The organism is Saccharopolyspora erythraea NRRL 2338 (assembly GCF_000062885.1).
GTDB lineage: Bacteria > Actinomycetota > Actinomycetes > Mycobacteriales > Pseudonocardiaceae > Saccharopolyspora_D > Saccharopolyspora_D erythraea.
On record NC_009142.1, the window covers coordinates 7524645 to 7538781 of the forward strand.

11 protein-coding genes are annotated in these 14137 nt (G+C 72.6%); 2 read left to right on the forward strand and 9 right to left on the reverse strand.

Annotated elements, in window-relative coordinates; translation table 11 throughout:
- Positions 1-412 precede the first annotated feature (412 nt).
- The 3 genes from SACE_RS38505 to SACE_RS32335 form a co-directional block, all read right to left on the reverse strand.
- Positions 413-580 carry a hypothetical protein gene (locus tag SACE_RS38505; protein WP_009943348.1) on the reverse strand — a complete coding sequence of 56 codons (168 nt, stop codon included), beginning with the start codon at positions 578-580 and terminating at the stop codon, positions 413-415.
- Between the two features lie 115 nt (positions 581-695).
- On the reverse strand, positions 696-1061 hold the full coding sequence (locus SACE_RS32330) for a hypothetical protein (protein WP_009943346.1): 366 nt from the start codon (positions 1059-1061) through the stop codon (positions 696-698).
- Positions 1062-1399: 338 nt separating this feature from the next.
- Complete coding sequence (locus SACE_RS32335) at positions 1400-2356, reverse strand: hypothetical protein (protein ID WP_231849867.1); 957 nt, start codon at positions 2354-2356, stop codon at positions 1400-1402.
- A gap of 309 nt (positions 2357-2665) precedes the next feature.
- On the opposite strand from SACE_RS32335, the gene SACE_RS32340 reads away from it, so the two are divergent.
- Together SACE_RS32340 and SACE_RS32345 are read left to right on the forward strand one after the other, a co-directional pair.
- Positions 2666-4246: an alkaline phosphatase D family protein gene (locus SACE_RS32340; protein ID WP_011875130.1), complete on the forward strand. Its 1581-nt coding sequence runs from the start codon at positions 2666-2668 to the stop codon at positions 4244-4246.
- A gap of 124 nt (positions 4247-4370) precedes the next feature.
- A complete protein-coding gene (locus SACE_RS32345; protein WP_011875131.1) occupies positions 4371-4961 on the forward strand; it encodes a SanA/YdcF family protein in 591 nt (196 codons plus the stop codon).
- A gap of 41 nt (positions 4962-5002) precedes the next feature.
- Here the strand turns inward: SACE_RS32345 and SACE_RS32350 are convergent, their stop codons facing one another.
- From SACE_RS32350 to allB, 6 genes are all read right to left on the reverse strand, one after another.
- Positions 5003-5887 carry an alpha/beta fold hydrolase gene (locus SACE_RS32350; protein WP_009943343.1) on the reverse strand — a complete coding sequence of 295 codons (885 nt, stop codon included), beginning with the start codon at positions 5885-5887 and terminating at the stop codon, positions 5003-5005.
- Positions 5888-5951: 64 nt separating this feature from the next.
- On the reverse strand, positions 5952-7022 hold the full coding sequence (tsaD, locus tag SACE_RS32355) for a tRNA (adenosine(37)-N6)-threonylcarbamoyltransferase complex transferase subunit TsaD (RefSeq protein WP_009943342.1): 1071 nt from the start codon (positions 7020-7022) through the stop codon (positions 5952-5954).
- Positions 7019-7507, reverse strand: coding sequence for a ribosomal protein S18-alanine N-acetyltransferase (gene rimI / locus SACE_RS32360; protein ID WP_011875132.1), 489 nt, complete (start codon positions 7505-7507; stop codon positions 7019-7021). The genes tsaD and rimI overlap by 4 nt, the downstream gene beginning before the upstream one ends.
- Before the next feature lie 20 nt (positions 7508-7527).
- Positions 7528-8181, reverse strand: a complete 654-nt coding sequence (gene tsaB / locus SACE_RS32365; protein WP_009943340.1) for a tRNA (adenosine(37)-N6)-threonylcarbamoyltransferase complex dimerization subunit type 1 TsaB — start codon at positions 8179-8181, stop codon at positions 7528-7530.
- 145 nt (positions 8182-8326) lie between these two features.
- Positions 8327-12097 carry a glycoside hydrolase family 2 TIM barrel-domain containing protein gene (locus SACE_RS32370; protein ID WP_009943338.1) on the reverse strand — a complete coding sequence of 1257 codons (3771 nt, stop codon included), beginning with the start codon at positions 12095-12097 and terminating at the stop codon, positions 8327-8329.
- 340 nt (positions 12098-12437) lie between these two features.
- Complete coding sequence (gene allB, locus SACE_RS32375) at positions 12438-13814, reverse strand: allantoinase AllB (RefSeq protein WP_009943337.1); 1377 nt, start codon at positions 13812-13814, stop codon at positions 12438-12440.
- Between the last annotated feature and the right edge of the window lie 323 nt (positions 13815-14137).

The window sequence follows — 14137 nt, forward strand, 5'->3', positions numbered from 1 at the left end:
TCGCAGGTAGATCCGCATGCGGGATATGTCACCAATCCCCCGGGGGAATTCACATCGAGACCCTCCGGTGCCCTAAGTTCCTCACCATGGCCCCGACCAGACCGACCAACCGGCCGTGGGAGCGCCGTCCCCGGCCGTCCCGGCCACCCGGACCCTCGGGACCACCAGGGCGATCCAGCTGGCGCCCGAAGTGACCTCCCCGCCCGGCCGTCGGGGGCTCGCCGGCGACGCGTACGCGATGCCGGGCGAGGCGCCCGGCACGCGCTGAACCCGGCCCCCGCACTCAGCGGGGAGCCGGGGTCTCCGGTTCAGGACCGGCGACCACAGCCGCCTCGGGCCTGCCAGGGCCGCCGCAGTCCGGTCAAAGTCGCTGCCGAAACCGCGCGGGCCTGCCAGGGCCGCCGCAGGACGGTCAGGGCAGCCGCCAACGCCGGTACGGCGCGCGCTTCGGGGGCTCGCTGGAGTCGAACCGCCCGTGGAAGCGCGCCGCGTGACCTGGTTTCGCGGGGTCCACGCGGTCGGGCGTCTCGGCGATCCGCTCCTGCCGGCTGGCCAGGGTGTACTTCTCGATCAGTCCCATCGCTGTTGCCTACAACCTCGTTGTTGCCGTGCTTTCGTTCCGGAAGCCGGCCGCTGCTGTCGGTGGCGGCCGGGATTCTCGCCGATGCCCTCGGGCGGGCTCGCGAGGGGGCAGGTCAGGCCTTGTGGCCCTCGGCCATGCGGCGCCACCTGCCCAGCAGGTCCTCACCGGCGCGGGTGATGGTCACCCGGTGCCCGTCCGGGGCGAAGACCTGCGTCGCGTCCACGTCGATCAGGGCCGCCTGCCACAGTTCGAACAGCGCCTTCTGGTCGAGCTCGACCGAGTCCCGGCGCAGGTGCTCGTCACCGACGTAGCCGGACCGCCCGCCCACCAGGCCGTTGTCGAAGAGGACGCAGCCCCGGTACACGTGCAGCAGGGACAGGAACCAGGACGCGCTGTAGGGCAGGCGCTGGTGCGGGATCTCTGCCGCGCAGGCGGGCCGCGGCGGGGCGTACCCGCCTGCTGCGGATCTCGGGGCCATCGAAACCACTTCCTCGGGGCTGGGGGAGCGTGGTTGCCGAACGGCCTGCGGCACGCGATGCGACCGGGCGAAGTCGGGGGAGGCCCGCCCGGCCACCGGAGCGGCCCTCGCCCGGTCGGGGGAGGGGGTCCCTCCGGACGGAGAGGCCGCATGGCCGCTCACCGTTCTGACGTTGTCTGTCGGACCTCTCCAGGTTCGGGCACCCGGCCACCCCCGCACATCCGGAGAATCCACGTACCGATACCTAGGTTCTCCCGCGTACGTACCCGCCCACCGGCCTGACCAGCACCTTTGGAGAGCGCGACCCGCTCGATGACATGTTCGAACGGCCGAGCCGGTCAGCCTGCCGTGAACTTCGGCAGATCGGCGGTGCGGGCCCAGTGCAGGTGCTTGATGACGTTGCGAGCGCCTGGGTACTGCCCCGTCGCGCCGGACTCGTAGAGCAGCCACGCGGTGCCCTCGTAGTCGGCGATGCCCTCGGACATGCTCGGCGCCTGGAAGCACTTGGCGCTGCGGTGGTCGATGTTCTTGCCGCGGGCGACCACGTGGATGTTGCTGGGGTTCTTCCGGCCGTAGGACGTGCTGTAGACGAAGTGGGTGCGGGTGACCATCACCCCCTGCGTCTTGTCGGGCGTCTTGTAGGTCGCGGTCTTCTCGAGCCGACCGGTCGCCCCGTTCACGGCGTAGGTGTACATCCGGTCCTCGTCGAAATGGCCCGTGTACAGCACACCGCCGTAGCCGGTGAGGAACGAAGCCCCTCCGACCTTCTGAGCCGGACCGTTCGGCGCGAGCGTCTGCCGTCCCCCGGCCTTGAACTTCGCGGCGAGGTCGGCGGCCTTGTACTTGTTCATGGACCTGTTGTTGTCACCGGGCACGAACACCCAGCCCTTGACGACGGCGACGCCGCCCGCGTGGGCGCTCCTGATGTCGACCGGGCCGAAGACCTTGCTGGTACCAGCCTCGATCCCGTAGACGCGCCCCTTGTACCCGTCCATGTACATGCTGACCAGCATCATGTCGTGGCCGGCGCCGTCCCAGTTCTTCCAGGCCCCCAGGCCCTGGGGTACGTAACCCTCGGACAGACCCGGGATCGGGTTGCCCTGCCTGAACTTGCCGTCGTAGACGTCCCCGGCGGAAGGACCGTGGTAGAAGGCCCTCCCTCCCTCGCCGCTGTCGTTGCACTTGATCGCGGCGGTTTCCCGCCCGGCCGCCGTGGCCGGGGCGGTCACCACCGCGGTCAGCGCCAGCGAGGCGCCGATCAGGCCGGTGGCGGTTCTGCGGATCACTGATCTCATCCACGTCCTCCCAGATGTCATCGTGGAACCAGAGAACTTCGCGAACCAGCCAATGATCGGCAGTCCGGAACCACCGCGAGGCCGATCGGCTGTCGAAGCACCCGTTCGGCGCCTGCCGACGGATCGCAGACCCCGCCGCACACCCGGTCGGCCCTGCGCGGCTCCGCCGAATGGCCAACGGCAACTGGGGCCGAAGGATCATTTCGCCGGGAATTCACGGATCACTTGCCGACAATCGGTACCTTTTCCCATCCGTTCGCGTGAAGGTGTGCGGACCCGAACCCGAACCGACCACCGGAGGACCAGAGCATGTCCGATCCCACCAACCCCGGTCCCCGTCGCGCGGTGTCCCGCCGCGCCGTCCTGCTGGGCGGTGCCGCCGCACTGGGTGCCTCGACGCTCGGCGGCACCTCGCTCGCCAGCGCCCTGTCCTCGCCGGGCGCCGGCCTCGGCCGCCGCATCGCCGACCCGTTCACGCTCGGCGTCGCCTCCGGCGACCCGCTGGCCGACGGCGTCGTGCTGTGGACCCGCCTCGCGCCGGAGCCGACGGCGGAGGACGGCACCGGCGGCATGCCCGACAAGGTCGTCGAGGTGCAGTGGGAGGTCGCCGAGGACGAGGCGTTCTCCCGGATCGTGCAGTCCGGTGAGCAGGACGCCGCGCCGGACCTCGGCCACAGCGTGCACGTCGAGCTGGAGGGCCTGAAGCCGGGCGCCGAGTACTTCTACCGCTTCCGCGCCGAGGGCAGCATCTCCCCGGTCGGCCGCACCCGCACCGCGCCCGCGCCGGGCACGATGGGCGAGCTGACGATGTGCTTCGCGTCCTGCGCGCACTTCGGCGAGGGCTACTTCACCGCCTACCGCCGGATGGCCGAGGACGAGCCGGGCCTGATCCTGCACCTGGGCGACTACCAGTACGAGTACGCCGCGAAGGACTCCGACGTCCGCAAGGTGCTGGGGCCGGAGACGCGGACCCTGGCCAACTACCGCCAGCGCCACGGCCAGTACAAGACCGACCCGGACCTCCAGCTCGCGCACTCGGTCGCGCCGTGGCTGGTGGTGTGGGACGACCACGAGATCGAGAACAACTGGGCCGACGAGACGCCGGAGAAGCCCGACGACGGCTTCCTCGACCGGCGCAAGGCCGCGATGCAGGCCTACTACGAGAACATGCCGCTGCGCAGCGGCTCCAAGCCCAACGGCATCGACACCCAGCTCTACCGCCGCTACCAGTGGGGCGCGCTGGCCAACTTCCACATGCTCGACACCCGGCAGTACCGCAGCGACCAGGCCTGCGGCGACGGCGTGCAGTCCGGCTGCTCGGACCGCGAGGACCCGAACCGCTCGCTGACCGGTGCCGAGCAGGAGAAGTGGCTCATCGACGGGTTCAACGCCACCAGCGCCCGCTGGGACGTGCTGGGCCAGCAGGTCTTCTTCTCCAAGATCGACCTGACGCCCGGTGCCGAAAAGGGCTACAACATGGACGCTTGGGACGGCTACGTCGCCAACCGCGACCGGATCGCCGGGGCGATGGCCGGGAGCAAGGTGCGCAACGGCGTCGTGCTGACCGGTGACGTGCACCGGCACTGGGCGGCGGAGATCAAGCGGACCCACGACGACGCCGACTCCCCCGCCGTGGGCACCGAGTTCGTCACCACGTCGGTCACCAGCGGCGGCGACGGCAACGACGACGGCAACGAGGACGTGCTCGGCGAGAACCCGCACGTGAAGTTCTACGCCAACCGGCGCGGCTACATCCGCACGAAGTTCACCGAGACGCAGCTGCGCGCGGACTACCGCGTGCTGGGCCAGGTGAGCAAGCCCGACGCGGCGGCCGAGACCGCGAAGAGCTTCGTGGTCGAGGACGGCAACCCGACGCTGAACCCGGCCTGATCCGGCCGGGACGCCGGCCCGTGAGTCATCCAGGCCGCTTGGGCAGCCCGGAAGACTCGCGGGCCTCCACCTGCGGCGAGGGGGCATCGGGTGCCGTTGCCGCGCACACGGCACACTTGATCTCGTGCACGGACGTTGGTGGCTGGTGGCGCTGGGCGGGTTCGCCCTCGCGGCGTTCGTGCTGCTGCCGTTGCAGTGGGCGCTGGCCCGCAGCGCCGGCCGGATCCGCACCGCCGAGGACGTGCCTGCCACCGAGTTCGGCCTGGTGCTCGGCGCCGGAGTGCGCTACGACGGCCGCCCGAGCCGCATCCTCCAGGGCCGCCTCAACGTCGCGCTCGCGCTGCACCGCGCGGGCCGGGTGCGGCGCCTGATCGTCAGCGGCAGCCCGCACTCGCGCGGGTACAGCGAGCCCGTCGTCATGCGCGACTACCTCGTGGCGCGCGGCGTGCCGCCGGAGGACGTGCTGCTCGACGAGTCCGGTGTGGACACCTGCAGCTCCGCCCGCGCCGCGGCGCGGACCTTCGGCCTGCGCGCGATCACGGTCGTCACGACGAACTTCCACCTGCGGCGTTCGGTCGCGCTGTTCCGCCGCGCCGGCATCGACACCTACGGCGTCGGCCACGACGCGGCGGCCGACGGCCTGCGCCGCGTCGCCGCGCGCGGGGCTCGGCGCGAGGTGCTCGCCACGGTCAAGGCGTTCTGGTGGCGGGCCTGACCGGTCGGCGAGCCGGGTGAGGACCGCGACTGCGAGAGGCTTCAGCCTTCCTGCCGGAGCGCGCCGACCAGGATGTCGGCGATCTCGGCGGGATGGGTGAGCGGCGCGAAGTGGCTCGCCTCGACGGTGTGCGAGGTGAAGGTGTTGCCCGGCGTGCGGCGGTCGGCCTCGGCGATCATCCGGTCCTGGAGCGCGGGCGGGACCACCTCGTCCCGGCTCGTGCGGACGTAGGTGCGCGGCAGGCGCCCCCACGTCGCCGGGTCCACCCGGGCGTCGGCGAGCACCACTCGCAGCGGTTCGTCGGGTTGCGTGGCGTAGGCCAGGACCGCGGGCACGCGCGCCGCGTCGAGGTCGGCCATCAGCAGCTCGTGCTGCACGGCGAGCACGTCGGGGTCGCCGGTCCTGGGGTTGGTGCGCATGACCCCGGTGCCGCGCGGGTCACCGAGGAAGGCGATGCGACGCGCACGCTCGAGCGGGCTGCCGGGTGCCGGGGCCGAGGGCGCGTAGGCGGCCACCGACGGCTCGTCCACGCAGCAGTACGCGCAGAGGTACACGACGTGGGCCAGCAGCTCGGGCGCGGCGTTGGCGACGCGGGTGACGGTCGCGCCGCCCAGGCTGTGCCCGACCAGCACCACCGGACCGTGCTCGGCGGCCCGGCGCACCACGCCGAGCGCGTGGTCGGCGTAGTCGTCCAGCGTCAGCGCGGCCAGCGGTGACGGCGCGCCGGCGAACACCTCCGTGTCCTGCGGACTGCCGTAGCCGTCGGGGAACACCGCGTCGAAGCCGTGGCCGGGCAGTTCGACCGGCAGGGCGCGGTGCCCGCGCAGCACGATCTCGGTGACCAGCGGGTTCCACAGGAACGACGTGGCACCGGAACCGGTCACCAGGACGAAGGTCGGGCTGGTGTGCGTCACGAGATCGATCATGCCCCACTCCCCGCCTGGCGGGTGCGGATCAGCCGACACGACGGACCTGACCTCGACGACGGGTTCAGCGCAGGACGACGGTCTCCACCGGCAGGCCGGGGTTGGCGGGGATGTCCATCGGCGACGGCTTCGCGCCGGAGGCCAGCACGTGCGCGCCGAGGGCGGCGATCATCGCGCCGTTGTCGGTGCACAGCCTCGGGCGCGGCACGCGCAGCTCGATGCCCGCCGCCGCGCAGCGCTCGGCGGCCAGCGCCGACAGCCGCGAGTTCGCCGCGACGCCGCCGGAGATGACCAGGGTGTCCACGTCGTGGTCGCGGGCGGCGCGCACCGCCTTCGCGGTGAGCACGTCGGTGACCGCCTCCTGGAAGGAGGCGCACACGTCGGGCACCGAGATCTCGCGGCCCGCGCGCTGCTCCTGCTCGACGTAGCGGGCGACCGCGGTCTTGAGCCCGGAGAAGGAGAAGTCGTGCCTGGAGTCGCGGGGGCCGGTGAGCCCCCGCGGGAAGGCGATCGCCGCCGGGTCGCCCTGCTTGGCCATCCGGTCGATCGGCGGCCCTCCCGGGTACGGCAGGTCGAGCACGCGGGCGACCTTGTCGTAGGCCTCGCCCGCGGCGTCGTCGATCGTCGAGCCGATCTGGGTGATCTTCTCGGCGATGTCCTCCACCAGCAGCAGCTGCGTGTGCCCGCCGGAGACCAGCATGGCCAGGCAGCGCGGCGGGAGGGGCCCGTGCTCCAGGGTGTCCACCGCGACGTGGCCGCCGAGGTGGTTGACGCCGAACAGCGGCACGCCCAGCGCCGTGGCGTAGGCCTTCGCCGCCGCGACCCCGACCATCAGCGCGCCCGCCAGCCCGGGGCCGGCCGTCACCGCGATCGCGTCCACGTCGGACAGCGCGAGCCCGGCCTCGTCGAAGGCGCGGCGCACGGTCGGCGCCATCGCCTCCAGGTGCGCGCGGCTGGCGATCTCGGGCACCACGCCGCCGAACCGGGCGTGCTGGTCGACGCTGGAGGCCACCGCGTCGGACAGCAGCTGCACCGTGCCGTCGCCGCGCAGCCGGACCAGGCCGGCGCCGGTCTCGTCGCAGGAACTCTCGATGCCGAGCACGATCCGGTCGCGCTCGACGACCTCGGCGGTCATCGTGATTCCTCCACAGTGGACAGCGCGGCGGCGGTCGGGGCGGCCCGTCGCATGGTGTGGGCATCGGCACCGGAGGGCTGGTAGTAGCGCCTGCGCAGCCCGACGATCTCGAAGCCGTGCCGCCGGTACAGCTCGATGGCGGCGTCGTTGTCGGTGCGCACCTCCAGGAACACCTCGGCGCGGAGCTGGTCGGCGCGGGTCAGCAGCGCCTTCAGCAGCATCCGGCCGATGCCCCTGCGCTGGTGCGCCGGGTCGACGCCGATGGTGTGCACCTCCGCCTGGGCGTCCGGCGGGCGGCCGACGAGGGCCAGCCCCGCGTAGCCCAGCAGGTTCTCGCCGGCGTCGTAGGCACCGATGTAGTAGTGGCCCATGTCGAGCTCGGCGGCGAAGGCGGCGCGCGACCACGGGTCGTCGGCCGGGAACAGCACCTGCTCCAGCTCCGCGCAGCGCCTGAGATCGCTCCGCCGCAGCTTGGCGACGCGCACCCCGTTCCCGTCGCGCTCGCTCACCGCGCGGTCACCTGCTTGCGCGGGCCGGGCGCCTCGGCGTCGGGGCGGCGCAGGTAGAGCGGGACCAGCGGCTGCGGCGGGGCGTCGAGGTCGGCGGCCTCGACCAGCCCCAGCGGGGTGGGGTGGCCCGGCTCGACGACGTCGAGGCCGAACAGCCCGGCCATCTCACCGGCCGCGGCGGTGACGCCGTGCCCGGCGGTCTCGGCGGGCACGTCGGCGGGGCGCTGGACGTGCGGCCCGGTCAGCCGCGCGCGGTCGGCGCCGTAGACGGCCCAGTAGACCTCCTTGCGGCGAGCGTCGGTGGCCACCAGCAGCGGCTCGCCGGTCGCGGCGCGCGCGGCGATGGCGTCCAGCCCGCACACCGGGTGCACCGGGCGGTCCAGCGCGTGGCCGAGGGCGGCGGCGGTGACCATGCCGACCCGCAGGCCGGTGAACGGGCCGGGCCCGGAGCCGACCACGATCGCGTCGACCTCGGCGAGCTCGCGGCCCGCCTCGGCCATGACGTCGGTCAGGTGCGGCGTCAGCAGCTCACCGTGCGCACGGGGGTTGAGCGTGACGCGCTCGGCCAGCGACCGGGCGCTGCCGTCCTCCAGCGCGACCAGGCCTGCGGTGACCGCGGGGGTCGAGGTGTCCAGCGCGATGACGAGCACGGTTCCTCAGGTTACGTCAGCCCTGGTCACGAAGGTTCTCCGCCCCCGTGGGCGGCAGGCGCGCGGATCTCGCGCGGCGACCGCCCCGGACGGCGGTGCTCCCGCGGCACCGCCGCCGCCTGCCGGCGGTGCCGCGGGAGGCCCGCTACCGGCGGACCGGGCGCAGCGTCACCGAGTAGCCGTGCTTCTGGTCGGCGCGGACGCGGTAGCGGTCCTGCACCGGCACCGGGGTGTCGCCCAGACCCGTCACGGCGGCGCTGACGTGCAGGTTGACGAACCCGTCGCGGACGAGTTCGTGGGCGAAAGCGGTCCGTTCGGCGTTGGAGTGCCGGTCCGCGGCGATCGCCATCCCCGCACCCGACACCTGCAGCCCGCCACCGCCGCCGGAGAGCAACGCCCAGGCGGTGTCGACCTTGACGCCGTTGTCCTGCGGCGGCAGGAAGTCGAACCACTGCTGGTCGACGGTTCCCGACCACAACCCCACGTGCTGGGAGTCCTTGCGGTCCGGGTACGACTCGCCCGGCCCGCGCCCGTACCAGGTGAGGTCCCCGGCCGAATCCGGCAGCCGCAGCAGCATGCCGACGCGCGGCAACCACGGCAGCGACCGCATCTGCTGCCCGTAGGCCTCCGCCTCGTGGTCGACGCGGACCTCGCCGGAACCGTCGACGGTGTAGACCCACCGGCTGTCGAAGCCGTTGCCGGGCGCACCCGCGACATCGGTGTCGACCGCGACCCGCACCTCGCGCGGTGACGGCTGCTCGACCTCCACGGACCGCACCCGCGTGGTGAGCCTGTCGAGTCCGGCTGCGCGGAACCGCGCCTCGGCGTCGAGCCCGCTCCAGCCGCTCCACTCGTTGCCCGTCGGTGCCCGGAACACGTCGAGCACCGGGCCGCCCGCGAGCTGCTGACGTCCGTCGACATCCATCGAGGTCAGCGTCCCGGCCGCGCGGTCGAACGTGTAGGTGAACCCCTGACCCCGCACCGTCACCGCCGCCTGCCCGTCCTCGACGACGAGGTCGCCGGCGGGGCCGGGGGCGACCGGCGGTGGCGCCGGCTCGCTGCCGCCAGCCCGGAGCTGCTCGGTCGACACGACGTGGCCGCCGCGCCGCGCTTCGAGCACCAGGAAGCGTTCGGTCCGGCCCGCGGGCGGCAGCGCGAGCCGCACGGGAGCCGACTCGCCCGGTGCCGCCTCCGCCTCGACCGGGCCGCCCGCGATCTCGCGTCCGGCCTCGACCAGCTTCCAGCTCAGCTCGTAGGCCGAGGTGGACAGCGCGTGGTTGAGGTTTCGGACGGTGAACTCGCCGTCGGCCGCACCCGCCTCGAACCTGATCGGCGCGTGGCTGTAGGCCATCTGCGCCAGCTCGGGCTGCGGGGTCCGGTCGGCGTTGATCACACCGTTGGCGAGGAAGTTCGACGAACCGTAGTCCAGGAACTCGCCCCGCCGTTCCTCCACGTCGAAGTCCAGCGCCAGCACCGCCTGGTCCACCGGGTCGGCGGCGAGCCGCTCCGGGGTCAGCGCCGTGTCGTAGACGCGCGCGGAGTCGACCACCGCGTGCGTGGTGCGCCCGGCGAAGGCGTCGGTGTGCTTCTCCTGGTTGCGGCCGACCGAGACCGTGTACATCGTGTTCGGCGCGATGTCCCCGGAATAGGGCTGCGCGGCGACCTCGGTGCCGTCGACGAAGAGCCTGACCCGCGACCCGTCGTAGGTGCCGCTCACCCGGTGCCACTGGCCCCACCAGTTCGGCGGCACCGCCGCACGCGCGGTGTGCCACCCGCCTTCGCCGTAGACGAAGAACTCGACGTGGCCGGGATCGGGCATCTGCAGCGCCCACTGCTTGTCGCCCTTGGAGAGGAACGTGCCCGAACCCCGCCAGGACAGCGGCTTGACCTGGATGTCCAGCGTCACCGCCTTGCCCGTGACGTCCAGCCTCGGGTCGCGGTAGGCCTCCACCCAGTCGTCCAGACCGGACAGTTCCAGCCCCTTGCCCGACACGCCCTCCACCACCTCGGGGTTTCCGCCGTAGTGGACCGGGATGCCGTTGCCGGAGACGTCGGGCGTCGACCGCAGCGGACGCGCGAGCCCCTGGTCGACCCAGTCCCAGACGAAACCGCCCTGCAGCGACGGTTCGCGCCGGATGGTCTTCCACATGTCCTCGTAGTGGCCGAGGCTGTTGCCCATGGCGTGCAGCCACTCGCCCATGACCACGGGTTTCGTCGTCTCGCGGGCGATCTGCTCCAGCCGGTCCGGCGACGGGTAGCGCGGACCCCAGACGTCGGCGAACGGCGCGTCGCCGTCGGGCGAGTTGGACTGGTGGTACAGCGGCCGGGTCGGGTCGGTGGCGCGGGCGTGCTCGGCCATCGCGTAGTGGGTCCTGCCCAACCCCGCCTCGTTGCCGGTGTCCCAGATGATCACGCTGGGGTGGTTCTTGTCCCGCTCCAGCAGCGCCGCGAAGCGGTCGGCGAACGCCCGCTGCCACTCGTCGCGGTCGGCGAGGCAGTCGTCGGCGGCCGAGCAGTCCTCGCGGTAGTGGGTCTCGACGTCCACCTCGTCGGCCAGCAGCAGCCCCCGCCGGTCGGCCAGCCGGTACCAGAACGGGTCGTTCGGGTAGTGGGAGGTGCGCACGGCGTTGACGTTGTGCCGCAGCATCAGGTCGGCGTCCTGGCGCTGGCGGTCGCGGCCGACGGTCCGGCCGGTCGCCGGGTCGTGCTCGTGCCGGTTCACCCCGCGCAGGTCGACGGCTTTGCCGTTGAGCAGCAACTGCCGGTCGCGCACCTCGACCTCGCGGAACCCGACCGGCTGCTGAGTCGTGTGCAGGACCGCGCCTTCGTCGTCGAGCAGCTCAAGCACGACCGCGTACAGCTCCGGTGTCTCGTCGCTCCACAGGGCCGGTTTCGCCACCGGCTGCGCGAGCTCGACCGACGCGCCCTGCCCGGTCACCTCGATCCCCCGCTCGAACTCCGCGACCACGGCTCCGCTCGGGTCGTGCAGGCGCGCCCGCACCGCGTGCGGGCCGGTCGTGCCGCCGGCGGCCCGGCGCACGTCGACACCGAGCCGGAGGGTGGCATCGGTGTAGGTGTCGTCGAGCTCGGTGCGGACGGTGACGTCCTCCAGGTGCGTGCGCGGCACGCTGTAGAGGTGCACACCCCGGAAGATGCCGGAGTAGTGCCAGAAATCCATGTTCTCCAGGTACGAACCCGAGCCCCAGCGGTGCACCTGGACGGCGATCGTGTTCCTGCCCGGCCGCAGGTGGTCGGTGACGTCGAACTCGGCGGGCGTGTAGCCGCCCTGGTCGTAGCCGGCATAGCGGCCGTTGACCCAGACGAACCAGCCGCTGGTCGCGCCTTCGAAGCGCAGCAGCTGGCGGCGGCCCTCCCAGTCGGCGGGGACGTCGAACTCGCGGACGTAGGCGCCGGTCGGGTTCACGTCGTCGGGCACCTTCGGAGGGTCGTACGGGGCGACCTCGGAGGGCACGTTGCGGTAGATCGGCCGGTCGTGGCCCTGCTGCTGCCATACGCCGGGGACCGACACCTCCGACCAGCCCGCGCCCTCAGCGCCGCCGCTCTGCCAGCCCTCGGGCAGGTCGCGGTGGTGCTCGGCGTAGCGGAACCGCCAGCGCCCGTCCAACGGCAGAGTCCACGGGGTCGGCTCGTCCGCGGCGGCGTCGGTGTCGTGCCGCGCGCTGCGCAGCGCCTGCTCGGCGTCGGCGTAGGGGCGCAGCAGCGCGTGCTGCGGTTCCTGGCCTTCACCGGTTCGCCGCGGATCTTCCAGGTAGGACTCGACCTGCGCGGGATCGGTCGGGCCGCCGGGCGGCTGCGGCTGCGCGGCGGTGGGAGCGGCGAGCAGGGCCGCCACGACCGCCGAAACGGTTGCGGCGACTGTCGCGACGATCGTGGGCCGGCGTATCTCGCTTCGCATGAACCCTCCGTTGGGCTTCCACAGCGACGCTTTGTGTTTTTTGTTGTTTGAACCTGTGCTGTTGACGGTGGAGCTTGTCGGTTCAACGATCGAAGGTCAATATGCCCGTTTCAAAACAGCCTGGACGGAGCAAGCGCACGACGAAAAAGCCGTGAGTCGCCCTGGCCGCCAATGGCGACCAGAAGGATTCACGGCTCGCTCCGGGGGAAAGAGCGAGGCTGCCTCCGGGAGCCGACGAGCCCGGCCCCCGGAGACAGCCTCCGGCACCGCCGGTCGCAGGAAACCGGCTTCACCGCGCGCGGCTGCTCCCGCGCGCGACGGCATCAGCACCCGTAGGTGGTCAGGCTTCTCCTCTGGTCAGCAGGCGGCCCTGGGCGGCGCCGGCGGTGTCGACGCCCGCGCCCGCGATGCGCTTGCCGCGCAGCCACGTCCCGCGCACGACGCCCGACAGCGGCCTGCCGTGGTAGGGCGAGACCGGGTTGCGGTGGCGCAGCTTCGCGACGTCGACGACGAAGGCGTCGTCGGGCGCGAACACGCAGAAGTCCGCGTCGTGGCCCACCGCGATGGAGCCCTTGCGCTTGAGCCCGGAGATCTCGGCAGGCCGGCGCGCCATCCAGCGCACCACGTCGGCGAGGCCGTAGCCGCGCACCCTGGCCTGCGTCCACACCGCCGGCAGGCCGAGCTGCAGGCTGGAGACACCGCCCCAGGCGACCCCGAAATCGCCGATGTCGAAGCGCTTGAGGTCGGGCGTGCAGGGCGAGTGGTCGCTGACCACGCAGTCGATCAGCCCGTCGGCCAGGCCCTTCCACAGCAGTTCGCGGTTGCGGGCCTCGCGGATCGGCGGGCACGCCTTGAACTGGGTCGCGCCGTCGGGGATCTCCTCCGCGCCGAAGCTCAGGTAGTGCGGGCAGGTCTCGACGGTGACCCGCACCCCGTCGGCCCGCGCGGAGGCGATCATCGGCAGGGCGTCCGAAGAGGACAGGTGCAGGATGTGCACCCGGCCGCCGATGCGCCGCGCCAGCTCGATGACCTGCGCGATGGCGAAGTTCTCCGCGCCGCGCGGGCGGGAGGCCAGGAAGTCGGAGTAGGCCTCGCCGTGCGGGGCGGGGGCGTGCTCGATCGCGTCGGAGTCCTCGGCGTGCACGATCATCAGCGCGTCGTGCTCGGCCAGCGTGCGCAGCGCCGCGTCGAGCTCGTCCGGCGCCAGCGGCGGGAACTCGTCGACGCCGGAGTGCAGCAGGAAGCACTTGAAGCCGAACACGCCCGCCTCGTGCAGGCCGCGCAGCTCGGCGCGGTTGCCGTGCACGGCACCGCCCCAGAAGCCGACGTCGACGAAGACGCGGTCGCGGGCGGCCTTGCGCTTGACCTCCAGCGCGTCGACGTCGATCGTCGGCGGCAGGCTGTTGAGCGGCATGTCGACGATCGTGGTGATGCCGCCCTCGGCGGCGGCCATGGTGGCGGTGTCGAAGCCCTCCCACTCGGCGCGGCCGGGGTCGTTGACGTGCACGTGGCTGTCGACCAGGCCGGGCAGGAGAACCTCGTCGTCGGCCAGTTCGACGACCTCGGCGGCGTCGAGGTCGGCGTCGAGGGACTCGACTGCGGCGATGCGGCCGTCGCGCACGCCCACTGCGCCGGAGCCCTCGCCGTTGGGGCCGATGAGCCGTCGTGCGCGGAAGACGACGTCGAACGCCGGCGATCCGGTGGCTGGTGCGGCCAACGCGGGTACCTCCTGTCACTCGGTTCAACAAAGTGTTGAACCTTGCCTTGCCCGCGGTCAAGCCCCGCGAGCGAACTCCACGGTCCGGCGGACTCGCCACCCGAGCCGGGTCGGCGACCCTGCGGGGACTGCGGATTCCGCGACTCCGGCGCACCGGAGCCGCGGACAGCCGTCCGCCGGCACGCCCGCGGCGTGTCCGACGGCCTGCCAGGCAGCCCCGGCTCCAACCGGACTCCGATCTGTGGCCGCAGCGCTCCGATCCGGCGAGACTCGAAGTCCGCCGCGCGCCGGAACGGCCACGATCTTTCCGCGATGTGAAGTAT